We start from the raw sequence: 25,178 nt of genomic DNA, 5'->3' as shown, positions 1-25,178 counted from the left end.
CTTTTCTTTAGCCATCGACACTCTCTCCCTTCAAGAATTGAGCAAAGCAATGCCGCCATTAAAACAAAGGCAGATATTTTCATATCTGCCTTTTTAAGATGGAGCTCATGAGCGGATTTGAACCGCTGACCTCACCCTTACCAAGGGTGTGCTCTACCAACTGAGCTACATGAGCGAAACATTTGCCAGTCAAACTGGAGCGGGTAGCGGGAATCGAACCCGCATCATCAGCTTGGAAGGCTGAGGTTCTACCACTGAACTATACCCGCAGAGCCTAAGCGCTCTAGCAATCTGGTGGAGGGGGAAGGATTCGAACCTTCGAAGTCTGCGACGTCAGATTTACAGTCTGATCCCTTTGGCCACTCGGGAACCCCTCCAAAGTGAGGCGGCATTTTGCTCATCTGCCCTCCTCCTGTCAAGGGATTTTTCAAAATCTCCTTAACAATCAGTGCTTTCGCTTCGCGCGCTGGCGTTATCGGCGAAAGCGGGCGCAGTTTATGCAACCCAGCGGGGCTATGCAACCCCGGAATGCAAAAAAAGCTTAAAAAACAAAGGCCGCCATAGCGGCGGCCTTTGCCTGCATCCAGCAGCCCCCTATTACAGCTGGGGACCTGCCGCACGGATGGCGTCGGAGATGCCAGAGAACTTCTTGAAGTTCTCGATGAACTTGCCCGCCAGCTCACGCGCCGCGGCGTCGTAGGACTCGCCATCCTGCCAGGTGTCGCGCGGGTTGAGCAGGACGGTATCGACGCCCGGTACCGCGACCGGTACGTCGAGGTTGATCACCGGCACGTGGCGGGTCTCGGTATCGATGAGCGCGCCACTCTGGATGGCAGCGATCACCGCGCGGGTGGTGGGAATGTTGAAGCGCTTGCCCACACCGTAGCCGCCGCCGGTCCAGCCGGTGTTGACCAGGTACACCTTGGAGCCGAAGCCCTGGATACGCTTGATCAGCAGCTCGGCATACTCTGCCGCGGGACGCGGGAAGAAAGGCGCACCGAAGCAGGTGGAGAAGGTGGACTTGATGCCGGGGCCAGAGCCCATTTCGGTCGAGCCGACCAGGGCGGTGTAACCGGACAGGAAGTGGTAGGCCGCCTGTTCGTTATTCAGGATGGAAACCGGCGGCAGCACGCCAGTGAGGTCGCAGGTCAGGAAGATGACCGCATTGGGCTCGCCGCCCAGGTTGTGCTCGGCGCGCTTGTCGATCAGCTCGCGGGGATAGGCCGCCCGGCTGTTCTGGGTCAGGCTGTCGTCGGCGTAGTTGGGCGTACGGGTCTGCTCGTCGAGCACCACGTTTTCCAGCACCGCACCGAACTGGATGGCCTTCCAGATGACGGGCTCGTTCTTCTCGGACAGGTCGATGCACTTGGCATAGCAGCCACCTTCCATGTTGAAGACGGTGCCCACGCCCCAACCGTGCTCGTCGTCACCGATGAGGTAGCGGCTCTGGTCGGCGGACAGGGTGGTCTTGCCGGTACCGGACAGACCGAAGAACAGGGTGACGTCACCGTCCTCGCCGACGTTGGCGGCGCAGTGCATCGGCAGTACGTCCTTTTCCGGCAGCAGGAAGTTCTGCACGGAGAACATGGCCTTCTTCATCTCGCCCGCGTAGCGCATGCCGGCGATCAGCACCTTGCGCGCGGCGAAGTTGATGATGACGGTACCGTCGGAATTGGTGCCATCCCGCTCGGGCTCGCAGACGAAGCCCGGCGCGTTGATGATTTCCCAAGCCGGCTTGGACTGGGGATCGTACTGCGCCGGGTTGATGAACAGGCAACGACCGAACAGGTTGTGCCAGGCGGTCTCGGTACGCATGATCACCGGCAGGTAGTGCTCGACATCGGCACCTACATGCACATGGGAGACGAACTGATCGCGCTCGTCCAGGTAGGCGCTGACGCGCTCCCACAGCGGAGCGAACTTGTCTTCCGGGAACGGCCGGTTGATCGGCCCCCAGTGGATGGCATCGCGCGTGGAAGCTTCCTCGACGATGAAGCGATCAACCGGCGAACGCCCCGTGCGATGTCCGGTCCTGACGACCAGCGAGCCGTTATCGGCCAGCTCTCCCTCGCCACGGCGCAGAGACTCTTCCACAAGCTGCGCGACGCTGATATCGGTATACACGTTGGCTTTCGTCATTTCGTTCCCCATGGCCCTGGGCCGTTCCTCATGCTTGTAGCTCTTACGCGACAGAACTACACGTTGCCGGATTATGCCAGAAAGCCTTTGGGCAATTGCAACGGCTAGTGGCGGGTATTTCCGGGCGTTTGCGTGCCACCACCCGCAAAAATCTGCGCGATATCGGCGGCGTCGAAGACCTGTTGCTCGTTGCAAAACTGACAATCGACCAGAATTCGCCCCTGCTGTTCATCGAGCAGCGATTCCACGTCCGGACGGCCCATGCTGACCAGGGCATTGGCGGCGCGATCACGGGAGCAACTGCAGTTGAAGGCCACGCCCTGTTCGTCGAACAGGCGCACGCTCTCTTCATGGAACAGGCGGTGCAGGATGACTTCGTTGTCCAGCCCCAGTAGCTCTTCCGCCGTGAGGGTGTCGGCCAGGGCAACGACGTGTTCCCAGCTCTCCTGGCGCGCCTGGGCGTCCTTGACCCGCGCCGGCGGCAGCTGCTGAAGCAGCAGGCCGCGGGCACGGCGGCCGTCGGCATTGAGCCAGAAACGGGTGGGCAGTTGCTCGGAAGTGGCGAAGTAGCCAGACAGGCAGTCGGCTAGACTGGCACCCTCCAGCGGTACGATGCCCTGGTAGCGCTGGCCATGGCGGGGATCGATGGTCAACGCCAGGACGCCATCGGGCATGAGTTCCGCAAGGGAAGCGGCCGCGTCGATCCCGCTCTCCTCATAGCGCGCGATGCCGCGCACCTCACGCTCGCTGGAGCATTCGACCATGAGCAGCGGGATGGGACCGCTGGACCGCGCCTGGAGCACCAGCAGCCCTTCGAACTTGAGGGTGCCACACAGCAGGGCCGCCGCGGCGAGCATCTCGCCGAGCAACTGGGCGACCGGCTCGGGATAGGGATGCTTGGCCAGCACCTCGGCGTAGCTGCGCTCCAGGGTGGCCAATTCGCCGCGGACGTCGGTCTCGTCGAACAGGAAACGTTGGGTGAAATCGTGGGAAGTCATGCACAACCTATATAAAGGAAGAGGGTACAAACGAAGCCGTTCGCAGCACCGGGCGAGGCTGCGACAGCCGCCTCGCCGTTGGAAAAATCCAACGCCCCGCGAAGGGGTCAGTCGTTGAAGGGGTGGACGTAGTCGCGGAATTGATGGATTTGTCGGCGCTGTTTCTTGGTAGGCCGCCCGTCGGTTTGTACGCCGAGATTGCCGGCCTGGCGCGCCGCGGCGGCCTGCTCGCGAGCCTTGATGCTTTCCGGCGTCTCCTCATAGAGCTGCTGGGCCTCGGGGGCACCACGTCGATTCTGCGACAGGGCAAGGATGACGACCGTCTTGTCGTCATAGCCCTGGCGGATGGTGAGGACGTCGCCGACCCTGGGCTCCTTGCTGGGCTTGCAGCGCTCGCCACGGCACTGGACCTTGCCTCCTTCCAGAGCGGCCTTGGCCAGGGCGCGGGTCTTGAAAAAACGGGCCGCCCAGAGCCATTTATCAAGGCGCATCCGTTCTTCTATGTGATCTACTGCATGCATCGAATAAAAGGTCCCCTATCGAGTCTTAGACTCTTCCAAGCACTCTAAACCATCGGATCGTCGCTGCAAGCGCGTCTCTGGAGAGCCATGACCACCTTCTTTCCTTCCGATCTGACCGGCCAGACTCGCTGTGCGGGCTGCCAGCAGTCGGAACCCCTTGGGTTCGACTTCGATTTCGCCTACCAGCCGATCGTGGACCTGAGCAAGGCCGAAGTCTTCGCCCGGGAGGCCCTGGTGCGCGGACCGACCGGCGAAGGCGCGATGTCGGTGCTCAGCCAGGTGACCGACAACAACAGGTACCGCTTCGACCAACTCTGCCGGACCAAGGCCATCGCTACCGCGGCCGCCCTGGGACTGCAGGAACATCTGTCGATCAATTTCCTGCCCAATGCCGTCTATCGCCCGGAGCTGTGCATTCGCAGCACCCTGGCCGCCGCCCGTGAACATGCCTTTCCCCTGGAGCGGCTGATCTTCGAGACGGTGGAGACGGAGCACGTGTCCAGCGACCATCTCACCAGCATCCTGCGCGAGTACCAGCAATTCGGCTTCAAGACCGCCATCGACGACTTCGGCGCTGGTCATTCCGGGCTGACGCTGCTGGCCGAATTCCAGCCGGACCTGGTCAAGCTCGACATGGCACTCATCCGCAACATCGACCAGGACCGCGTTCGCCGCACCATCGTGCGCCATGTGATCGGCATGTGCGACGAATTGGGCACACGGGTAGTGGCCGAGGGCGTGGAAACGATCGCCGAGCGGGATTGCCTGAGAGACTTGGGCATCGACCTGATGCAAGGCTATCTGTTCGCCAAACCCGCTTTCAAACAGCTCGTCGATCCGCAACATTTAGGCGGAGGGCACTGATTTCAAGGAGCTTCGATGAGCAATTCTGCCGAACTGGCCGTTATCGGCCTGAGCGAATGGGTGGCCCTGCCCGATCTGGGCGTGGTGGGTCTGCGCGCGAAGATCGATACCGGCGCTAGCACCTCGGCGCTGCACGCCACCGAAGTCCAGCCGTTCATGCGCGGCAAGCAGCGCTGGGTGAGGTTCACCGTGCACCTGGGCACCCTGGTCCAGTCCCGCCATCGACACTGCGAGGCGCCCCTGGTGGCCAAGAAGACCATTCGCAGCTCCAACGGCATCGCCCAGACCCGTTACGTGATCCGCACGCACCTCGCCCTCGGCCAGCGGCAGTGGCCGGTGGAGTTCACCCTGGCCTGTCGCAAGAACATGCGTTATCGCATGCTGCTCGGTTCGAAAGCCTTGATCGAGGGTGGCCTGCTGGTGAATCCGGCCGTCTCCTATGCGCAAGACAAACCCCAGTTGTCCCTCACTCCGGCCTCCGGTGCCCCATGAAAATCGCCGTTCTCTCGCGTAATCCCAACCTGTACTCCACCCGGCGCCTGGTCGAAGCCGGCGTCAGCCGCGGCCACGAGGTGGTGGTGGTCGATACCTTGCGCGCGTACATGAACATCGCCAGTCACAAGCCGCAGATCCATTATCGTGGCAAGCCCCTGGAAGGCTTCGACGCGGTCATCCCGCGCATCGGCGCCTCGGTCACCTTCTATGGCTGCGCGGTACTGCGCCAGTTCGAGATGCAGGGCGTCTTCCCGCTGAACGAGAGCGTGGCCATCAGCCGTTCGCGGGACAAGCTGCGCTCCCTGCAACTGCTCTCGCGCAAGGGCATTGGCCTGCCCGTGACGGGCTTCGCCCACTCGCCGGACGACGTCCCGGACCTGATCCAGATGGTCGGCGGCGCGCCGCTGGTGATCAAGGTGCTGGAGGGTACCCAGGGTATCGGAGTGGTGCTGTGCGAGACAGAGAAAGCGGCCGAATCGGTGATCGAGGCTTTCATGGGGCTCAAGCAGAACATCATGGTGCAGGAGTACATCCGCGAGGCAGGCGGCGCGGACATTCGCTGCTTCGTGGTCGGCGACAAGGTGATCGCGGCGATGAAGCGCCAGGCGGCGCCGGGGGAGTTCCGTTCGAACCTGCACCGGGGTGGCACCGCCAGCCTGATCAAGATTACCCCCGAGGAACGCATGACCGCCCTGCGCGCCGCCAAGGCCATGGGCCTGAGCGTGGCAGGGGTGGACATCCTCAGATCCAATCACGGCCCGCTGGTGATGGAGGTGAATTCCTCGCCCGGCCTGGAAGGCATCGAGCAGACCACCGGCAAGGACGTGGCCGGGATCATCATCGAGTACCTGGAGAAGAACGCCGAGCCGGGGCTGACACGGACCAAGGGCAAGGGGTGAGGTATTTGCTCCAGGGGTGGGTTGGGCATTCGCGTTATCGCGGCCATGGGCCGCTCCTACAGCCTCCGGCATAACCGTAGGAGCGGCCCATGGCCGCGATCGGGAGTAAAGCTCAGCTGGCACTGCGGGGCAGCAGCAGGCCCAGGGGGAGCAGCACCCGGGCTTCCACCCCTCCCCCTTCACGATTGCGCAGTTCGGCGCTGCCGCCGTGCTGGGCAGCGATACGCTTGACGATGGCCAGCCCCAGCCCCGAACCGCTGACGGTGCGGGCGCGATTGCCGCGAGTGAAGGGATTGAAGATGTCCTGCAGGTCCTTGGGGTCGATGCCGGGGCCACGGTCCATCACGCTCAGCGCCACATAGGGCGCCGTCGCCGAACCGGCCACCTGGCCGACTACCTCGATAGCACCACCACCGCCATGGCGCAGGGCGTTTTCCACCAGGTTGGTCAGCAGTCGCTTGAAGGAAATGCGCCGCACCGGCAGGGGCGGCAGGACGTCCAGCATCAGCCGTACCCGCTCCGTTTCCTGGTTGTAGGGCGCCACTACCTGACGGGCCAGCTCATTGATATTGGTGAGCTCCTGGGGTTCGTCACGGCCGTCGCGGACGAAGGCAAGGAATTGATCGAGGATGGCGTTCATGTCCTCGATGTCACGAATCATGTCCTCGGCCTCTTCGCGCTCGGCCGGAGGCATCAGCTCCACCGCTAGGCGTAGCCGGGTCAGGGGCGTGCGCAGGTCGTGGGAGACCCCGGCCAGCATCAGCTCGCGCTCGCGACCGGCCTGTTCGACGTCCTCGGCCATCTGGTTGAAGGCGTGGTAGACGTCCTGAATTTCGCTGGGAGCATCGGTCTCGGGCAAGCGCACGCTGCGGCCCTTGCCCAGCTCGCGCGCGGCATTCACCAGACGCCGCAGGGGTTGGTTGAGCTGGCGGACGAAGACCCAGGCGGCGAGCGTGGACAGCAGTCCGATGGCCAGGAACCAGCCAAGCACGCTCCAGATGTGCTGGCCACGCAGGGGATGGGCCATCAGCGGAATCTTGATCCAGTCAGGACCAAGGGTTGGCGCCAGAACCCACATGGCCGGACCATGCTGGACACGCACCCGCACCTCGGTGTCCTCACCCAGCTCCTGCTTCATCTGGCGTTCGAAGATCTCGCTGTAGGGCCAGTGATATTCGCCGGCCGGTACGGTTTCCGGCGACTCGTAGCGCAGGCCGGCGGCCTGGGCGATGCGCGGCCGCTCGGCCTCCGGGGTGGCCCAATAGGCCCTGAGTGTCAGGGCAGCGCCGTGGCTGTACTGGCGGTCGACCAGGACGTCTTCGTTGAGCAGCAGATAGACCAGCGTCAATGCCTTGGAGAAGAGCACCGCGAGCAGGACCATCCACAGCGAGCGAGCGAAGAAACTCTGGGGAAACCAGCTAGGCGCCTTCATCGAGCCAACTTCCGCCGCAAAAGGGCGCGAAAGCCATCACAACCTCTGGCGTTGCAGGGCCCAGATAGACAGCCAGAGATGGAAATATTCGGATACATTTGCTCGCCCATTCCTTTCCTTCGACCTGGAGTTCTCTCGTGTCCGACATCTGCCAGACCGGCCTGGACATCGGCTTCGCCTCGCTCAGCTACGCCCAGATCGCCTTTCTCGGGGTGGTGCAGGGTATCACCGAGCTGCTGCCCATTTCGTCCACCGCGCACATGCGGGTGGTGCCGGCCCTGCTCGGCTGGCGCGATCCCGGTTCGGCCTTTTCCGCGGCCATGCAGATGGCGGCCCTGGCGGCGGTGATCAGCTATTTCTGGCGCGATGTCAGCGGCGTCACCCGCGGTAGCCTGACGGCGGTTCGCCAGCGCGACTTCAACAGCCCGGATTTCCTACTGGCGGTGATGATCGTGCTGGCGACCATTCCCATCTGCATCGCCGGACTCTTGCTGGCCCCCCTGCTCAACGCCTGTGACTCGCCGCTGCGCGGTCTCAGCGTGATCGGTTATGCCTGCCTGGGCATGGCCGTGCTGCTCGCCCTGGCGGAACGTCTTTGCCGACACAATCGGGATATTTCGCAGATGCGCCTGCGCGATGCGCTGATCGTGGGGATCGCCCAGGTCGGTGCGCTGATTCCGGGCGTGTCCCGCTCAGGCTCGACCCTGACCGCTGCCATGTTCCTTAATCTGCGTCGTGAAGAAGCCGCCCGTTTTTCCTTCCTGCTCGGCCTGCCGGCCATCGCCCTGGCCGGCCTCAAGGAGCTGGTGGTGCTCTGGCACGCGCATATCCCGGTCGAGGCCTGGTCGCTGCTGCTGGTGGGTTTGGTGGTGGCGAGTCTGTCGGCCTTCGCGGCGATCTGGGGTCTGATGCGCTTTCTCGAACGCTTCTCGACCTGGCCCTTCATCATCTATCGCGCGCTGCTGGGAATTTTCCTGCTGGTGGGCGTGCACCAGGGATTGTTCGCCTGAGCCACTGCCTGGCCGGGGCGCGACGCCCCGGCTACCTGCCCTACTTGCCGGCGCCGTCCGGCACGAAGACGTAGCCGACGCCCCAGACGGTCTGGATGTAGCGCGGCTTGGACGGGTCGGGCTCGATCATCCGGCGCAGGCGGGAGATCTGGACGTCGATGGAGCGCTCCAGGGCATCCCACTCGCGACCGCGGGCCAGGTTCATCAGCTTGTCGCGGGTCAGGGGCTCACGGGCATGGTCGACCAGCGCCTTGAGCACGGCGAATTCACCGGTGGTAAGCATATGGGTCTCTTCGCCGCGCTTGAGCTCGCGGGTCGCTAGGTGCAGGGCATAGTCGCCGAAGGTCACCACCTCGTCGGTACCGGCGGGGGCGCCGGGCACCACGGGGGCCTGGCGGCGCAGCACAGCCTTGATGCGGGCCACCAGTTCCAGCGGATTGAAGGGCTTGGCCAGGTAGTCGTCGGCGCCCTGGTCGAGGCCCTGGATACGGCTGCCTTCGTCGCCCTTGGCGGTCAGCATGATGATGGGGATGCGGTTGCCGCTTTCACGCAGGCGGCCGCAAGCGGACAGGCCGTCTTCGCCGGGCATCATCAGGTCGAGGACGACCAGGTTGAAGACTTCTCGGGCCAGCAGGCGGTCCATCTGCTCGGCGCTTTCGACGGTGCGCACGCGATAGCCTTGTTCGGCGAGAAAACGCTCCAAGAGGCGGCGTAGCCGGGCGTCGTCGTCGACGACCAGGATCTTTTCACCTTCCGGGGCAGCGGTGGTGCTCATAATAGCTCCTTGTGATCTAGCACTGGATTATGCCGTAGGCCATCCGACAGCGGCGTTAGGCCATTGTTAGCAGATTTTGCCCCATCACGGCCGGCAAGGGTGGGTGGGACGCGGCGAACCGGCGGGCTCGGGTATACTGCCGCCCGCTTTTTCTTGTGCCAGCCAGGTAGCCCGATGGATATCAATAGCCGTATCGCCGAGGAGCTCGGCGCCCGCCCGCAACAGGTCGCCGCCGCCGTGGCCCTGCTCGACGAAGGGTCGACCGTGCCCTTCATCGCCCGTTACCGCAAGGAAGTGACCGGCAGTCTGGACGATACCCAGCTGCGGCATCTCGAGGAACGCCTGCGCTATCTGCGCGAGCTGGAAGACCGTCGCGCGGCGGTGCTGGCCAGTATCGAGGAACAGGGCAAGCTGACCGCCGAGCTGGCCCGCGAGATCAACCTGGCCGATACCAAGACGCGCCTGGAAGACCTCTACCTGCCCTACAAGCAGAAGCGCCGCACCAAGGGCCAGATCGCCCTGGAAGCCGGCCTCGGCCCACTGGCCGAGGCGCTGCTGCAGGACCCGACCCTGACGCCGGAAACGGAGGCAGCCGCCTACGTCGACGCGGACAAGGGCGTGGCGGACGTCAAGGCCGCCCTGGAAGGCGCCAAGTACATCCTCATGGAGCGTTTCGCCGAGGACGCCGATCTGCTGGCGCGGCTGCGTGGTGTGCTGCAGCAGGACGCCATCCTCAGCGCCCGCCTGATTCCCGGCAAGGAGAACGAGGGCGCCAAGTTCAGCGATTATTTCGAGCACGACGAGCCCTTCAAGGCCGTGCCCTCGCACCGCGCCCTGGCGATCTTCCGCGGGCGCAACGAGGGCATCCTCAGCGCCGCGCTCAAGCTCGGCGAAGAAGGCCCGGGCATCACCCATCCCTGCGAGGGCCTGATCGCCGCCCACTTCGGCCTGAAGAACGCAGGCCGCGCCGCGGACAAGTGGCTGGCCGAGGTGGTGCGCTGGACCTGGAAGGTCAAGCTCTACACCTCCCTGGAAACCGATCTGCTCGGCGAGCTGCGCGAGAAGGCCGAGGACGAGGCCATCGCCGTGTTCGCCCGCAACCTGCATGACCTGTTGCTGGCCGCGCCGGCCGGTCCGCGTACCACCCTGGCGCTGGACCCGGGCCTGCGTACCGGTTGCAAGGTCGCCGTGGTGGATGCCACCGGCAAGCTGCTGGCCACCGACACCGTCTACCCGCACGCACCGAAGAACCAGTGGGACCAGACCCTGGCCACCCTGGGCGTGCTCTGCACCAAGCATGGCGTCGACCTGATCGCCATCGGCAACGGCACCGCCAGCCGCGAGACCGACAAGCTGGCTGGCGAGCTGATCAGCAAGTACCCGGGCCTGGGCCTGACCAAGGTGATGGTCAGCGAAGCCGGCGCCTCGGTGTATTCCGCCTCGGAACTGGCCGCCCGGGAATTCCCCGACCTGGATGTCTCCCTCCGCGGTGCCGTGTCCATCGCCCGTCGCTTGCAGGATCCGCTGGCCGAGCTGGTGAAGATCGAGCCCAAGTCCATCGGCGTTGGCCAGTACCAGCACGACGTCTCCCAGCTCAAGCTGGCGCGCAGCCTGGATGCCGTGGTGGAAGACTGCGTGAACGCCGTGGGCGTGGATGTGAACACCGCGTCCGCCGCCCTGCTGGCGCGGATTTCCGGCCTCAACGCCACCCTGGCGCAGAACATCGTGCAATTCCGCGATGCCAATGGCGCCTTCCCCACCCGTGACGCCCTGAAGCAGGTACCGCGGCTGGGCGACAAGACCTTCGAGCAGGCCGCTGGCTTCCTGCGCGTGATGAACGGTGCCAATCCGCTGGACGCCTCGGCGGTGCACCCGGAGACCTATCCGCTGGTGCAGCGCATCGCTGCCGATACCGGCCGCGACATTCGCTCGCTGATCGGCGACTCGGGCTTCCTCAAGCGCCTGGATCCGAAGAAATTCACCGACGAGACCTTCGGCCTGCCGACGGTGACCGACATCCTCCAGGAACTGGACAAGCCGGGCCGCGACCCGCGGCCGGAGTTCAAGACCGCGGTGTTCCAGGACGGCGTGGAGAAACTCTCCGACCTCAAGCCCGGCATGGTGCTGGAGGGCGTCATCACCAACGTCACCAACTTCGGGGCCTTCGTCGACATCGGCGTGCACCAGGATGGCCTGGTGCACATCAGCGCCCTGTCGGAGAAGTTCGTCAAGGATCCCTACGAGGTGGTCAAGGCGGGTGACATCGTCAAGGTCAAGGTGATGGAGGTGGACGTGCCGCGCAATCGTGTGGGGCTGTCCATGCGCATGGGCGATACGCCCGGTGAGAAGGTCGACGGCAAGCCTGGCGGCCAGGCGCGCGGTAACGGCGGCAAGCCCCGCACCGACAAGGGCGCGCCACGGCAGACCCAAGCGGCTCCGGCCAATAATGCCATGGCGTCCTTGTTCGCCAATGCCAAGCAACTGAGGAAGTGAGCATGAGCGGTTCTCTCGTAGGCAAGGACAGCGCCTTCAGCACCCTGCTGGGCATGACCATCCACAAGGCCGAACACGGCGAGGCCGAGGTACGCATGAGCGTGCAGGACAAGCTCATCAACCTGCACGGCAAGCTGCACGGCGGCGCCATCTTCTCGCTGATCGACACCACCCTGGGCCAGGCCAGCCACAGCCTGTTCGACGGCCGTGCCGGCAGCGTGACCCTGGAGTGCAAGGTCAACTACGTGCGTGGCGTGAGCGAGGGCGAACTGGTCTGCCGCGCCCGGGTGATCCACCCGGGTCGCAAGACCCATGTGCTGGAAGCCCAGGTGCATCAGGGCGACAAGCTGATCGCCCTGGCCCAGGCGACCTTCGCCTGCCTGTAACCGGCCCGCTCGGGCAGTGGCGCAGCGGCGCGTATCGCCCTTTGCCGCCGCCTGAGCTACGCTGGGAGCCAACTGAACGGGTTGCGGTCTGAGGCTTGAACCCTGACCGCGGCAGTGACTGCTGCCGCCCTGCGTCGGCCCTGGCCGATCTCCACATTTCAGTCGGTTTCTACCCTGCCCGGGGCGAGTACCGCCAAAGGAAGTCAACTTGAGCGATATCCTGTCCCGCCGCCTGGCGCTGCTCGGCGCTGATTCCCGTCTTCTCACCGAATGCCTGCACGGCATCGAGCGCGAGGCCCTGCGTGTCGACGTCCGCGGTCAGCTGTCCCGGCGGCCTCATCCCCAGGCCCTGGGTTCGGCCCTGACCCATCCGCAGATCACCACGGACTACTCCGAGGCGCTGCTGGAATTCATCACCCCTACCGGCACCCACACTCCTGAAGTACTGGCGGCGCTGGACCGCGTGCATCGCGCCGCGGTCGCCCAGCTCGACGGCGAGCGGCTGTGGAGCGGCTCCATGCCCTGCGCCCTGCCGGCCGAGGACGAGATTCCCATCGCCGACTACGGCAGCTCCAACATCGGCCGGCTCAAGCACGTCTACCGTCGCGGCCTAGCACTGCGCTACAGCCGCACCATGCAGTGCATCGCTGGCATCCATTACAATTTCTCGCTGCCGGAGTCAGCCTGGGAGCTGCTGCGCCGGAGCGAAGGCGACACGCGCGATGCCCGTGACTATCAGTCGGCGCGCTATATCGCCCTGATCCGCAACTTCCGGCGCTACAGCTGGCTGCTGATGTATCTGTTCGGCGCCTCGCCGGCGCTGGACGCGGGCTTCCTGCGTGGCCGACCGCACCAGTTGCAGACCCTGGACGAGCGGACGCTGTACCTGCCCTATGCGACCAGCCTGCGCATGAGCGACCTGGGCTACCAGAGCAACGCCCAGGCCAGCCTGACGCCGGACTACAACGACCTGACCACCTACACCGAGAGCCTCAGGCGCGCGGTGGGCACGCCCTACCCGCCCTATGCGGAGATCGGTACCCACCAGAACGGCGAGTGGGTGCAGCTCAACACCAACATCCTGCAGATCGAGAACGAGTACTACGCCACCATCCGCCCGAAGCGGGTCACCCGTAGCGGCGAGCGGCCGGTGCAGGCGCTGATGGCGCGCGGCGTGCAGTACATCGAGGTGCGCTGCCTGGATATCGACCCCTTCCTGCCGCTGGGCATCGATACCACCGCCGCCCTTTTCCTCGACGCCTTCCTGCTCTATTGCGCCCTGGAAGGCAGTCCGCCGCTCAACGGCGAGTGCAGCGAATGCACCGACAACTTCACCAGCGTGGTGCGCGAGGGCCGCAAGCCGGGCCTGCGTCTGCAACGTCACGGCGCCTCGGTGACCATGATCGACTGGGCGGCGGAGATGCTCGACCAGATCGAGCGCTGCGCCGAGACCCTGGACGCCAGCCTGGGCGGCGATGCCCATCGCCAGGCCGTGGCCGTGCAGCGGCAGAAATTCGCCGACGTCCGCCTCACGCCTTCGGCGCGGGTGCTGCAGGAACTGCGCGAGCGCGGCGAGAGCTTCGCCGAGTTCGGCCTGCGTCAGAGCGAAGCCCATGCCGCCTACTTCGCCGCCCATCCGCTGAACGACGGCGAGCGGGAAGGCTACGCTCAGATGGCGCGGCAGTCGCTGGAAGAACAGGCGGAGATCGAGGCGGCGCCCCAGGGGGATTTCGACACCTTCGTGGCGGCGTATCAGGCGAGTATCTTGGCGACGATTGGGGTTTAGGCACGTAGGTTGGGTTGAGACGGCTCCATTGTCGGAACCCGACGGTGCTGTAGATTTGGGTGCCTCAGCCAGTTATCGAGGTTTTTTGATGGCCCTTGTTTCGCCTGGCCGGCGACTCACTTTTCTTTGCTTGTGCAAAGAAAAGTAAGCAAAAGAAAGCACACCCCGACAGTTTGGCCCTCCGCTGCGCTCCGGGTCCCCTCGCTCCGGCGCCGCTCCAGGGGCACGGCACGAAGGGGCCTCCTGCCCCTCGCGCCTTGCTCGGCGTCCTGCCTCGCATCCCCTCTGCAACACCTGCACTCGGCCTCACTGACGGGGCGGGGCGCCAGCCTGATACTCGGTGCTTACACCCTTGTAGCGTGGAAAACCGCGCAGCGTTTTCCACTGGTGCGTAACGCTGATCCCTGTGGACAAGGCTGCGTCCTTGTCCACGCTACGGGTTATTCAATCAAAACTTTCAGGCTGGCGAATTGCCCCGTTCAGGAGGGCGAGCGCCAGTGTCGTGAAGTGGGTCGAGCCGCAGGGATGCGGCAAGAGCCTAACGGGCCCTGGACGGCCCGTGTAGGCCGACCCCGGAACGGCGCTGGCGTGAGTGAAACGTAGCGCAGCGAAGTAACAACCGTAGGCTGACCCGAAGGGCGAGCAACGCGAGTCACCCGGAGCGCAGCGGAGGGCCGGATGATCGGGGCAAGCGTTTTGGGTTACTTTTTTGGTGACTGCAAAAAGTAACTCCCCGGGTGGGCGAAACAAAGAGCATCCGCAGAACTCGGTAATCAGTTAAACCACCGATAGGCCAAAAAGCGTTGGGCTTCGACGATGGTGCGTCTCAGCCCAACCTACGCCCGCCCTACAAACTCTTCTCGAAGATCTTCGAATTACGCTGGAAGTTGTACAGCGACGCCCGTGCCGCTGGTAGGCGCTCCACGCCGCTGGGCTCGAAGCCGCGTTCACGGAACCAGTGGGCGGTCTTGGTGGTGAGGACGAACAGGGTGTCGAGACCGCGCTCGCGGGCGCGTTGTTCGATGCGCGCCAGCAGGGCATCGCCGCGGCCGCCGTGGCGGTAGTCGGGATTCACCGCCAGGCAGGCCAGTTCGCCCGCCGCCGAGTCGGCGATGGGATAGAGCGCGGCGCAGGCGATGATCAGGCCTTCGCGCTCGACGATGCTGAATTGCTCGATCTCCCGCTCCAGCACCTCGCGGGAGCGACGCACCAGGATGCCTTGCTCTTCCAGCGGACGGATCAGTTCCATCAGGCCGCCGACGTCGGCGATGGTCGCCTCGCGCAGGGTCTCGAAGGGCTCCTGGGCCACCAAGGTGCCGCTGCCGGCGCGGGTGAAGAGTTCGGTGAGCAGGGCACCGTCCTCGGCGTAGCCGACGATATGGCAACGGCGCACGCCGCCCAGGGTCGCCTGGGCGGCGGCGTCCAGCAGCTCGGCCTGGTAGGAGCTGCCGAGACGCTTCAAGTGACTGGCGATCTGCTGTGGGCCGATCTCGCGGATCAGGGCGCCGTGTTCGTCCAGCAAGCCCGGCTCGGCGCCATAGAGCACCAGCTTGTCGGCACCCAGGTCGATGGCCGCGCGCATGGCGACGTCTTCGCAGGCCAGGTTGAAGGTCTCGCCGGTGGGGGAATAACCCAGCGGCGAGAGCAACACGATGGTGCGCTCGTCGAGCAGCCGGCCGATGCCGCGGCGATCGATGCGGCGGACCTCGCCGGTGTGGTGGAAGTCGACGCCGTCCTGCACCCCGACCGGGCGCGCGGTGACCAGGTTGCCGCTGGCGACTCGCAGGCGCGAGCCCTGCATCGGCGAGGCGGCCATGTCCATGGACAGCCGCGCCTCGATGGCGATGCGCAGGCTGCCGACGGCATCGATCACCGCTTCCAGGGTCGGGCCGTCGGTGATGCGCAGGTCGTTGTAGAAGCGCGGCTCGATGCCGCGGGCGACCAGGCGCGATTCGATCTGCGGGCGCGAGCCGTGCACCAGCACCAGGCGCACGCCCAGGCTGTGCAGCAGCACCAGGTCGTGGACGATATTGCCGAAGTTGGGATGGTCGACGCCGTCACCGGGCAGCATGACGACGAAGGTGGCGTCGCGGTGGGCGTTGATGTAGGGCGAGGCGTGGCGGAGCCAGTTGACGTAGTCGTGCATCGAGACGAAGACCCTTGGTGGATGGGCGTGAGGGTGAACGAAGGCAGGCAGGGCGTTCAGCGTCGTCGCAGCACGGAGGTTCCTCGACAAGAGATGGACAATCGGCGTCAGTAGACCACCTGGAGTTTACAAAAAGTCACGCCGGGCGACCGACCAATTCATCGGGCGACCACCGCATCGCTCAGGCAGTAGTGGCGGATCAAGGCTTGCAGCAGACTCACGGTCGGCGCGATCCGCGCCAGGTCCAGGTGTTCCTCGGGTTGGTGCGCGCAGCTGATGTCGCCGGGCCCGAGCACCAGCACCTCCTGGGTGATCGCCTGCAGATAGGGCGCCTCGGTGGCGAAGGCCACGGCATCGGCGCGGTGGCCGGTGAGACGCTCGGCCAGGCGCACCAGCTCGGCCTCGGTCGCTTGTTCGAAGGGCGGCACCGCGGGAAACAGCGGCTGGTAGTCGATCCGCACGCCGAAGCGCTCGGCCAGCGGCAGCAGCCGCCCGCGGATGACAGCGCGCAGGGCGTCCGGCTGCATGCCCGGCAGCGGGCGCAGGTCGAATTCCAGGGCGCACTGGCCGCAGATGCGGTTAGGGTTGTCGCCGCCGTGGATGCAGCCCAGGTTGAGGGTCGGCTGGGGTACCAGGAACAACGGGTTGCGGTATTCGCGCTGCCACTGGGTGCGCAGCTCGAGCAGCTCCCCCATCACCGCCTGCATGGCTTCCAGGGCGCTGTGGCCCAGGGTCGGATCGGAGGAATGACCGCTCTGGCCGAGGATATCGATGCGCTCCATGAGGATGCCTTTGTGCAGGCGGATCGGCTTCAGGCCGGTCGGCTCGCCGATCACCGCGGCGCGGCCCAGGGGGCGACCGGCCTCGGCCAGCGCGCGGGCGCCGTCCATGGAGGATTCTTCATCGCAGGTGGCCAGCACGATCAGCGGCTGGCGCAGTTGGCGTGGATCGAGGTCGCGCACGGCTTCGAGGATCAGCGCGAAGAAGCCCTTCATGTCGCAGCTGCCGAGGCCGTACCAGCGGTCGTCGGCCTCGCGCAGCCGCAGGGGATCGCCCTGCCAGAGCGCTTCGTCGTAGGGCACGGTATCGGTGTGGCCAGCCAGCACCAGCCCTCCCGGACCACTGCCCAGCGTGGCGATCAGGTTGAACTTGCCCGGGCTCACCTCCTGGGTCTCGCAAGCGAAGCCCAGGGCGCCGAACCAGTCGGCCAGGCGAGTGACCACCCCGGCGTTGGACTGGTCCAGCGCTGGCTGGGTGCAGCTCACCGAGGGCTCGGCGATCAGGGTGGCGAACAGCGACTTGAGGGCAGGCAGGGTCATGGGGGTCTCCTGGACACGGCTCCATCATGGCGCCATCCGCTTTGGGATGAAACCTTCATGCGCCCGGGGGCCGGGACGGGCTAAACTAGCGCCCACGTTCTCGCCTTCCGTCGTCATGACGCGCTCGGCACGGAGCCGGACCGTTCTCTTCCGGCGCCAGGATCCTCCAATGGCCAAAGAAACCGAAATCAAGCTGCGCGCCAGTGCGGCCACCCTCGACGCCCTGCGCGCCCACCCGCTGCTCAAGAAGCGTTGCAAGGACGGCTGGCAGCGCCACGAGCTGTCCAACTGCTACTACGACACCGACACCCGCGACCTGGCCCATGCCAAGGTCGCCCTGCGGGTGCGGCGTGACGGTGACCGCTACATCCAGACGCTCAAGAGCCGTGGCCAGAGCGTGGCGGGGCTGTCCGAGCGCAACGAGTGGGAATGGCCGCTGGCCGACGCCACCCTGGACACCTCGCTGTTCGATGCCAGCTGTTGGCCCGCGGAGCTGGCCGAGCTGGACCTGCGCCGCCTGCAGCCAGTGTTCGACACCGATTTCGTCCGTGACGCGGCGGAGATCGCCTGGGGTCGCGGCAAGGCCCGCACCCTCATCGAGGTGGCACTGGATCTGGGCGAGGTACGTGCGGGCGAACAGCGCGACGCCATCGCCGAGGTGGAACTGGAATTGCGCCAGGGCGAACCGGCGGCGCTGCTGGAGCTGGCCGAGCAACTGGCGGCCGAGCTACCGCTGATGCCCTGCGACATCAGCAAGGCCGAGCGCGGCTACCGCCTGCACGATGCCTCGAGCTACACCCTGTATCTGCCGGCGCCGGAACTGGGCGCCGAAACGCCACTCGACGACGCCGTCGCCCGCCTCGGCTGGCACCTGCTGGCGGGCAGCCAGCGGCTGGCCGAGCAATATCGCTGGAACGGTCACTGGCGCCTGCTGGTGGACTGGGTGCATCAGCTGATCGATCTGCGCGCCCTGCTCGGCAGCCTCGGCCAGGCCGCCCCGCGGGCTACCAGCCGCGACCTGCGCCAGACGCTCGACGAGCTGCTCACCGAGTGGCGCCCGCTGGCCGTGATCGGCCAGGACGACGAGGACGCCCGCCGCCAGGCGCCGCAGCGCTTCGCCGCCGAGCTGGAGCAGCCGCGCTGGGGGCTGTTCTCCCTGCGCGCCGCGCGCTGGCTGCATGAGCGCGCCTGGACCCAGGGTCGCACCGGTCGTGGCGAGCGCCAGGGCGCTACGGCTCTCGGTCAGTGGCTGCCGCGGCTGTTGGCCCAGGAGGCCGCCGAGCTGCCGCTGCTGCGCGCCATCACCGAGCCCGAGCTGATCCAGCAGCAGTTGCCGCGCCTGGAGCGGATGCAGGTGTGGCTGCACCTGGCGCGTGGCGCCCTGGAGCTGCCCGAGGCCGACCGCCTGTATGGCGAGCTGGGCAAGCTGGCGCCGCTGAGCGCCCATGGCGACCTCGCCGGTGTGGCCGAACAGGCCCGCCTGGTCCATGGCCTGGCACCCTGGAAAGCCCTGGTCTGAGCTGCCGGACGGCAGGAACGCCAGGCGTTCCGAGCCGTCCATCTTGATGGCACAAGGCCGCGAGCGATTCCTTAAAGTAAAGTCGCTATGCTGGAGGCGATGGCCATCCTGAAGGTACGGCAGGGTGGCCGTCCCCGGTCAATTACCGGGCGTAACCCGAGTGCGACCACCTTTAATCAGGAGTCCAGATGTCCGCCATAGCCTCTCCCTCCGCCGACCGTTGGCTCGATCTGAGCGATATCCTGCGCGAGCTGGTCAGCCAGCAGCGGATCGACCAGCAGACCGCTGAACAGTGCCTGCTGCTGCGCCGGGGCTCCGCCAATCCGCAGCAGCATCCGCTGGAATTCCTGGCGGCGCAGAGCGTGGACGATCTCGCCCGCCCCGGGCGCAAGCTGGATCTGGACAGCCTGACCCGCTGGCTGGCCGAATACTCCGGCCAGCCTTTCTACCGCATCGATCCGCTCAAGGTGGACGTGGCCTCGGTCACTCCGCTGATGTCCTACGCCTTCGCTCAGCGCAACAAGATCCTCGCCGTGGCGGTGAGCCCGGACGAGGTGACGGTGGCCAGCGCCCAACCCTTCGTGCACAGCTGGGAGAGCAACCTCACCCATGTGCTGCAGCGGCCGATCAAGCGCGTGGTGGCCAATCCCGCCGACATCACCCGCTACACCCAGGAATTCTTTCGCCTGGCGCGCTCGGTCACCGGTGCCTCGGCGGTGGAGCAGAAGACCAGCGGGGTCGGCAACTTCGAGCAGTTGGTCAACCTGGGCGCCAGCGACAGCGAGCCGGACGCCAACGATGCCCATATCGTCAACATCGTCGACTGGCTGTTCCAGTACGCCTTCCAGCAGCGCGCCAGCGATATCCACGTCGAACCGCGCCGTGAGCAGGGGGCGGTGCGTTTCCGCATCGATGGCGTGCTGCACACCGTCTACCAGTTCCCGGCCCAGGTCACCCTGGCGGTGGTCAGCCGGATCAAGAACCTCGGGCGCATGAACGTGGCCGAGAAGCGCAAGCCCCAGGACGGGCGGATCAAGACGCGCATGGCCGGTGACAAGGAAGTGGAGCTGCGCCTGTCGACCATGCCCACCGCCTTTGGCGAGAAGCTGGTGATGCGGATCTTCGACCCGGACGTGCTGCTCAAGAGCTTCGACCAGCTCGGCTTCTCCGCCGACGACCTGAAGCGCTGGGCCGGCATGACCGGCCAGCCCAACGGCATCATCCTGGTCACCGGCCCCACCGGTTCGGGCAAGACCACCACGCTCTACACCACCCTCAAGCAGCTGGCCACGTCCGAGGTGAACGTCTGCACCATCGAGGACCCCATCGAGATGGTGGAGGACGCCTTCAACCAGATGCAGGTGCAGCCCAACATCGAGGTGACCTTCGCTAGCGGCGTGCGGGCACTGATGCGGCAGGACCCGGACATCATCATGATCGGTGAGATCCGCGACCTGGAGACCGCCGAGATGGCCATTCAGGCAGCGCTCACCGGTCACCTGGTGCTCTCCACCCTGCACACCAACGATGCGCCCAGCTCGGTGAGCCGCCTGATCGAACTGGGGGTGCCCTACTACCTGATCCGCGCCACGGTACTCGGGGTCATGGCCCAGCGCCTGGTGCGGACCCTCTGCCCGGCGTGCAAGACACCCACCGAGCTGGACCCGGCCACCTGGCAGGAACTGACCAAGCCCTGGAACGCGCCGCTGCCTACCGGCGCGATGCAGCCGGTGGGCTGTCCGGAATGTCGCGACACCGGTTACCGGGGGCGCGCCGGGGTCTACGAAATCCTCACCCTCTCGGATAGTCTGCGCGAACTGGTGACGGGCGATACCGACATCACCGCCCTGCGCCGCCAGGCGTTCAAGGAGGGCATGCGCAGCCTGAGGTTGTCGGGCGCGCAGAAGATCGCCGCCGGTCTCACTACCGTGGAAGAAGTATTGCGCGTCACGCCCCAGAGTGAACGTTAGCGCCTCATCAGCGCCCCGCGAGCGGAACAAGGATAGCGAGCCGTGCAGACAACCCTGGAGAACACCCCGGCAGAGGGTGCCGACGAGGCAGCGCTGAGCCGTCGCCGGCTGGAGGCGCTGGCCGCCTACGGCCTGCTCGACGGCGAGCCGGACCCGGCGCTGGATGACTTGGTGGAGGTCGCCGCCACCCTCTGCGAAACACCCATCGCCGCCGTCAATCTGCTGGGCGAGCACCAGCAGCTGTTCAAGGCCGAGCGCGGGCTGGGCATCGCGACCATGCCGCTGGCGCTGTCCTTCTGCCAGCCAGGGCACGCCACCGAGGAAGCCCGGCAGATCGTCGATCTCAGCCAGGATCCCTGCTTCGCCGACAATCCGCTGGTGGCCGATCCGGCGGGCCTGAGGTTCTATGCCGACGCCCCGTTGCGCACCGCCGAGGGTATCCTCCTCGGTAGCCTCTGCGTCTTCGACTGGCAGCCGCGGGAGTTGAGCGCGGCGCGCCTGGAAGGCCTGGAGCGTCTCGCGCGGCAGGTGCTGCGACTGTTCGAAGCGCGCCGCGCGATGCTGCCTCCGGCACGCCACAGCACCCTGGATGAAACCCACTACCGGGCGCTGATGGACGTCAATCCGCAGATCATCTGGTTCGCGCGCCCCGACGGCACCTTCGAGTACGCCAATCGCTACTGGTACGAATACAGCGGCCTGAGCCCCGAGCGTACGGCGGCCGACCCCGATCTCTGGGCCGGCGCCATCCATCCCGAGCAGCGCCAGCAGTTGCTACGGCGCTGGAACGAGGTACGCCAGCAGCGCGTCGCCGGCAGCCTGGAACTGCAGCTGCGCGATGCCCAGGGGCACTATCGCTGGTTCGAAACCCGCACCATGCCTTTCACCAACGCCAGCGGCGAGATCGAGCACTGGGTCGGCGTGGCCCAGGACATCGACAGTCGCAAGCGGGCCGAGACGGCGCTGCAGGAAAGCGAAGCCTTCGCCCACCTGCTGCTCGAATCCACCCACGAAGGCTTCTGCGCCCTGGATCGCGAAGGGCACACCACGTTGTGCAACCGCGCCTTCCGCCAGATGCTCGGCCTGGCCGAGGATCGCGACGGCCTGGACGAACCCCTGACCACCCGCCTCGGCTCGGCGCGCAGCGAGGACGGCGCGCAGGCGTTGCGCCGCGTGGCCCGCCAGGGCGAGACCCTGCACCTGTCCGCCGACGCCCTGCTGCGCGAAGACGGCAGTCTGCTCCCGGTGGAGTGGCGCGCCCAACCACTCTGGCGCGACGGCGAGGTACAGGGCGCCATCTGCACCTTCGTCGACCTCAGCGAGCGCATCCGCAGCCACGACCGCCAGCGGTTCCTGCTGGAGCTGGGCGACCTGCTGCATGGTGTGACCCATACCGGCGAGGTGGCCTCGGTGCTGGGCGACAGCCTAGGCCACCTGCTGGGCGTGCAGCGCATCGGCTATGCCCGGGTCGGTCGTGATGGCAGTCTGATCATCGACAGCGACTGGCTCGCCGGCGACCGCACGCGCCGCCTCAACCTGCCCAGCCTGGCGCACTGGCACACCTCGGCGGTGGGCGAACTACGCCGCGGCATCATCGTCAGCGTGGAGGACAGCGCCCAGGACCAGCGCCTGGGCGAGATGCGCGAGCTGCTGGTGGAGCACGGCGTGCGCGCCGGCCTGGTGGTGCCGCTGCTGGCCGACGAAAAGCTGGTGGGGCTGCTGTTCCTCTATGCCGACACGCCCCGCCACTGGACCATCGGCGACGTGGCCCTGGTGCGCGAGGTGGCCGAGCGCATCCGCATCGTCATCGAGCGCACCGCCGCGGCCGATGCCCTCCGCCTGGCCGAGCAGCGCATCGCCCTGGCCATGGACGTCGCCGACCTGGGCGTCTGGGACTACGACATCGACCGCGACCTGATCAGCTGGGACGCCCGCCTGGCCCATCTGGTCGGCGCCCCGGAGCGGCGCCGTACCCTGCGCGGGGCAGCCCTGCTGCGCGCCCTGCATCCAGCCGACGCGCCGCGGGTACGCGCCTACGTGAGCGCCGCCATCCAGAGCCAGGGGAGCGGCTACGACCTGCGCCTGACCTTCCGCGTGCGCAATCCGCGGCAGGGCGAGCCGGTCTGGCTGAGCATCCGCGGACGCGAGCGCCAGGAGCCGGGAGGGCACCGGCGGCTGCTCGGCATCGCCCGCGACATCACCCGCGAGCGCCAGGATGCTGATCGCATCAGCGAAACCAACCGGCAGCTGCGCCGGCAGATCGAAGAGCGACGCGAAGCGGAAGCCCGCCAGCATGCCCTCATCGAACTGGGCGACCGCTTGCGCGAAGGCGATCCGCAAACCACCGGGGTGGCCGCCGCCCTGGAGCTGGTGGGGGCACGCCTCGGCCTGCGCCGGGTCGGTTATGCCCTGCTCGACGAAAGCCGCGGCACCTTCGTCCTGCAGCAGGTGTGGACACCCAACGGTAGTTTCGATCAGGCACTGGCCTATCCGCTGCTCGCTCCCGACAGCCTCGGCAACGAGGATGGCGAGGCGCCGCTGGTCATCGAGGACGTCAACCAGGATCCCCGCGCCCAGGCCAATGCCCAGCACCTGCTCGACCTGGAGATCGCCGCGCTGGTCGACATCCCGCTCTACGAGGATGGCCGCCTGCGCGCCCTCTTCGTCGCCCACGACCAGCGCGCCCGGCTGTGGACGGAAGGCGAGGTGCAATTCCTGCGCGACGTCACCGACCGGCTCTGGTCGGCCATCTGCCGACAACGCTCCCAGGACGCCCAACGCGAGAGCGAGGGCCGTTTCCGCCTGATGGCCGACAGCGCCCCGGTGTTGATCTGGGCCTGCGATGCCGAGGGCCAGTTGCAGTTCGTCAACCAGCGCTTCGCCAGCGAATTCGACCTGCACGATGCCGACCTGCGCGGCCAGGGCTGGAGCGCCCTGCTGCCGGAGGCGGAATGCCCGGCGTTCGAAGGCGCCTTCAACCAAGCCATCGCCACCCACAGTGCCCTACGCGCCGAGGTGCGGGTACGCAACGCCCAGGGCGAATGGCGCTGGCTGCGCCTGGAGGGTACGCCGCGGCTGGATGTCGACGGCGACTTCCACGGCTTGGTCGGTTGCGGCGTGGACATCACCGAGGCACGCCAGACCACCGACCAGTTGGAGCAGCGGATCGTCGAGCGTACCCAGGAACTGGGTCGCAGCCATGCCCGCCTGATCGCCGAGATCTACGAACGTGAAAGGACCGAGGAAGCGCTGCGCCAGTCGCAGAAGATGGAAGCCATCGGCCAGCTCACCGGCGGCATTGCCCATGACTTCAACAACATGCTCACCGGCATCGTCGGCGCCCTCGACCTGATCCGCCTGCGCATCGCCAACGGCCGCACCCAGGACCTGGATCGCTACATCAATGCCGCGGTCAACTCGGCCGATCGCGCCGCCGCCCTCACCCACCGCCTGCTGGCCTTCGCCCGGCGGCAGACCCTGGATCCTCAGCCGGTGGACGTGCACCAGCTGATCCGGTCCCTGGAAGACCTGCTGGTGCGCACCGTGGGCGAGAACGTCGCCCTGCGCCTGGACCTGGCCCCAGTGGCCTGGCTCGCCCACAGCGATGCCCACCAGCTGGAGAACGCCCTGCTCAACCTGGTGATCAACGGGCGCGACGCCATGCCTGTCGGCGGTGAGCTACGTATCGCCACCGCCAACCTCGGCCTGGATGCCGAAGCAGCTGCCCGCGAATCCCTGACGCCAGGAGACTATGTCCGCCTGAGCGTGGCCGACACCGGCACCGGCATGCCGCCGGAGGTCAAGGCCAAGGCCTTCGAACCCTTCTTCACCACCAAGCCGGCCGGCCAGGGCACCGGACTCGGGCTGTCGATGATCTACGGCTTCGTCAAGCAGTCGGGCGGCACCGCCCGCATCGACACCGAGCAGGGCCAGGGCACCACCATCAGTCTCTATCTGCCGCGGCATCCCGAGACCGGCCCGGTGACCAGCGAGCAAGCGGAGAGCAAGACCGCCCCCCGCGCCGAAGCCGGCCAGACCGTGCTGGTGGTGGAAGACGAGTACGCGGTGCGCATGATCGTGCTGGAGGTGCTCGCCGAACTGGGCTACACCGCGCTGGAGGCCAGCGACGCCGACGGCGCCCTGCCGATCATAGAGAGCGAGCAACGGCTGGACCTGCTCATCAGCGACGTCGGCCTGCCCGGCATGAACGGCCGCCAGTTGGCCGAGGTCGCCCGCGGCCGGCGCCCCGAGCTCAAGGTGCTGTTCATCACCGGCTACGCCAAGAACGCCAAGGTACGCGGCGAATTCCTCGGCGAGAACATGGACATGCTGATCAAGCCCTTCGACATCGACGCCCTGGCCCGACGCATCCACAGCATGATCCAGGGCTAGCGAGACGATGAAGGCTTGGAACTCGTCGGACCTC

At 66.3% G+C, this 25,178-nt stretch carries 17 protein-coding genes and 3 tRNA genes; 10 read left to right on the top strand and 10 right to left on the bottom strand.

Annotation, left to right across the window (positions count from 1 at the left end; all coding sequences use genetic code 11):
* Positions 1-99: 99 nt before the first annotated feature.
* The 6 genes from RND78_RS17095 to RND78_RS17070 all read right to left on the bottom strand — a co-directional run bounded on the left by RND78_RS17095 (position 100) and on the right by RND78_RS17070 (position 3,628).
* A tRNA-Thr gene (locus RND78_RS17095) sits at positions 100-175 on the bottom strand.
* A gap of 20 nt (positions 176-195) precedes the next feature.
* A tRNA-Gly gene (locus RND78_RS17090) sits at positions 196-269 on the bottom strand.
* Between the two features lie 23 nt (positions 270-292).
* Positions 293-377, bottom strand: a tRNA-Tyr gene (locus RND78_RS17085).
* Between the two features lie 220 nt (positions 378-597).
* Positions 598-2,139, bottom strand: coding sequence for a phosphoenolpyruvate carboxykinase (locus RND78_RS17080; protein ID WP_312730511.1), 1,542 nt, complete (start codon positions 2,137-2,139; stop codon positions 598-600).
* Between the two features lie 104 nt (positions 2,140-2,243).
* On the bottom strand, positions 2,244-3,137 hold the full coding sequence (gene hslO, locus RND78_RS17075; RefSeq protein WP_312730509.1) for an Hsp33 family molecular chaperone HslO: 894 nt from the start codon (positions 3,135-3,137) through the stop codon (positions 2,244-2,246).
* Between the two features lie 107 nt (positions 3,138-3,244).
* The gene (locus RND78_RS17070) at positions 3,245-3,628 is read right to left on the bottom strand and encodes an RNA-binding S4 domain-containing protein (protein ID WP_409457067.1); all 384 of its coding nucleotides are present in this window, start codon (positions 3,626-3,628) and stop codon (positions 3,245-3,247) included.
* Positions 3,629-3,745: 117 nt separating this feature from the next.
* On the opposite strand from RND78_RS17070, the gene RND78_RS17065 reads away from it, so the two are divergent.
* The 3 genes from RND78_RS17065 to rimK are packed head-to-tail and all read left to right on the top strand — an operon-like array spanning position 3,746 to position 5,916.
* A complete protein-coding gene (locus tag RND78_RS17065) occupies positions 3,746-4,522 on the top strand; it encodes an EAL domain-containing protein (RefSeq protein WP_312730505.1) in 777 nt (258 codons plus the stop codon).
* A gap of 15 nt (positions 4,523-4,537) precedes the next feature.
* On the top strand, positions 4,538-5,014 hold the full coding sequence (locus RND78_RS17060) for an ATP-dependent zinc protease (RefSeq protein WP_312730504.1): 477 nt from the start codon (positions 4,538-4,540) through the stop codon (positions 5,012-5,014).
* The gene (rimK, locus tag RND78_RS17055) at positions 5,011-5,916 is read left to right on the top strand and encodes a 30S ribosomal protein S6--L-glutamate ligase (protein WP_059232167.1); all 906 of its coding nucleotides are present in this window, start codon (positions 5,011-5,013) and stop codon (positions 5,914-5,916) included. The genes RND78_RS17060 and rimK overlap by 4 nt, the downstream gene beginning before the upstream one ends.
* Positions 5,917-6,028: 112 nt before the next feature.
* On the opposite strand, the gene RND78_RS17050 is transcribed toward rimK, so the two are convergent.
* Positions 6,029-7,348, bottom strand: coding sequence for an ATP-binding protein (locus RND78_RS17050; protein ID WP_312730502.1), 1,320 nt, complete (start codon positions 7,346-7,348; stop codon positions 6,029-6,031).
* A 137-nt stretch (positions 7,349-7,485) separates the two neighbouring features.
* Here RND78_RS17050 and RND78_RS17045 point away from each other — a divergent pair, with 137 nt between their 5' ends.
* The gene (locus tag RND78_RS17045) at positions 7,486-8,358 is read left to right on the top strand and encodes an undecaprenyl-diphosphate phosphatase (RefSeq protein ID WP_312730501.1); all 873 of its coding nucleotides are present in this window, start codon (positions 7,486-7,488) and stop codon (positions 8,356-8,358) included.
* A gap of 40 nt (positions 8,359-8,398) precedes the next feature.
* Here RND78_RS17045 and ompR read toward each other — a convergent pair whose 3' ends face one another.
* Positions 8,399-9,133: a two-component system response regulator OmpR gene (gene ompR / locus RND78_RS17040; protein ID WP_058767818.1), complete on the bottom strand. Its 735-nt coding sequence runs from the start codon at positions 9,131-9,133 to the stop codon at positions 8,399-8,401.
* A gap of 174 nt (positions 9,134-9,307) precedes the next feature.
* Between ompR and RND78_RS17035 the strand changes: the two genes are divergently transcribed.
* The 3 genes from RND78_RS17035 to gshA all read left to right on the top strand — a co-directional run bounded on the left by RND78_RS17035 (position 9,308) and on the right by gshA (position 13,798).
* Positions 9,308-11,626, top strand: a complete 2,319-nt coding sequence (locus RND78_RS17035) for a Tex family protein (protein WP_312730497.1) — start codon at positions 9,308-9,310, stop codon at positions 11,624-11,626.
* 2 nt (positions 11,627-11,628) lie between these two features.
* A complete protein-coding gene (locus RND78_RS17030; RefSeq protein ID WP_312730496.1) occupies positions 11,629-12,012 on the top strand; it encodes a PaaI family thioesterase in 384 nt (127 codons plus the stop codon).
* A 208-nt stretch (positions 12,013-12,220) separates the two neighbouring features.
* Positions 12,221-13,798 (top strand): glutamate--cysteine ligase, encoded by a 1,578-nt coding sequence (gshA, locus tag RND78_RS17025; protein ID WP_312730494.1) that lies wholly within the window; start codon positions 12,221-12,223, stop codon positions 13,796-13,798.
* Between the two features lie 847 nt (positions 13,799-14,645).
* Here gshA and argA read toward each other — a convergent pair.
* Together argA and argE are read right to left on the bottom strand one after the other, a co-directional pair.
* Positions 14,646-15,944 (bottom strand): amino-acid N-acetyltransferase, encoded by a 1,299-nt coding sequence (argA, locus tag RND78_RS17020; RefSeq protein WP_312730492.1) that lies wholly within the window; start codon positions 15,942-15,944, stop codon positions 14,646-14,648.
* A 158-nt stretch (positions 15,945-16,102) separates the two neighbouring features.
* Positions 16,103-17,263, bottom strand: coding sequence for an acetylornithine deacetylase (gene argE, locus RND78_RS17015; protein WP_312730490.1), 1,161 nt, complete (start codon positions 17,261-17,263; stop codon positions 16,103-16,105).
* Between the two features lie 169 nt (positions 17,264-17,432).
* Here argE and RND78_RS17010 point away from each other — a divergent pair, with 169 nt between their 5' ends.
* The 3 genes from RND78_RS17010 to RND78_RS17000 all read left to right on the top strand — a co-directional run bounded on the left by RND78_RS17010 (position 17,433) and on the right by RND78_RS17000 (position 25,144).
* Entirely contained in the window at positions 17,433-18,782 is a 1,350-nt protein-coding gene (locus RND78_RS17010; protein WP_312730488.1) for an inorganic triphosphatase, read from the top strand.
* A gap of 188 nt (positions 18,783-18,970) precedes the next feature.
* The gene (locus RND78_RS17005) at positions 18,971-20,752 is read left to right on the top strand and encodes a GspE/PulE family protein (protein WP_312730487.1); all 1,782 of its coding nucleotides are present in this window, start codon (positions 18,971-18,973) and stop codon (positions 20,750-20,752) included.
* Between the two features lie 42 nt (positions 20,753-20,794).
* On the top strand, positions 20,795-25,144 hold the full coding sequence (locus RND78_RS17000; protein ID WP_312730486.1) for a PAS domain S-box protein: 4,350 nt from the start codon (positions 20,795-20,797) through the stop codon (positions 25,142-25,144).
* Positions 25,145-25,178: the final 34 nt, after the last annotated feature.

The organism is Pseudomonas oryzihabitans (assembly GCF_032027545.1).
Lineage (GTDB): Bacteria > Pseudomonadota > Gammaproteobacteria > Pseudomonadales > Pseudomonadaceae > Chryseomonas > Chryseomonas oryzihabitans_F.
Note: the sequence above shows the minus strand (reverse complement) of the source record. Positions and strands in the feature narration are given on the sequence as shown.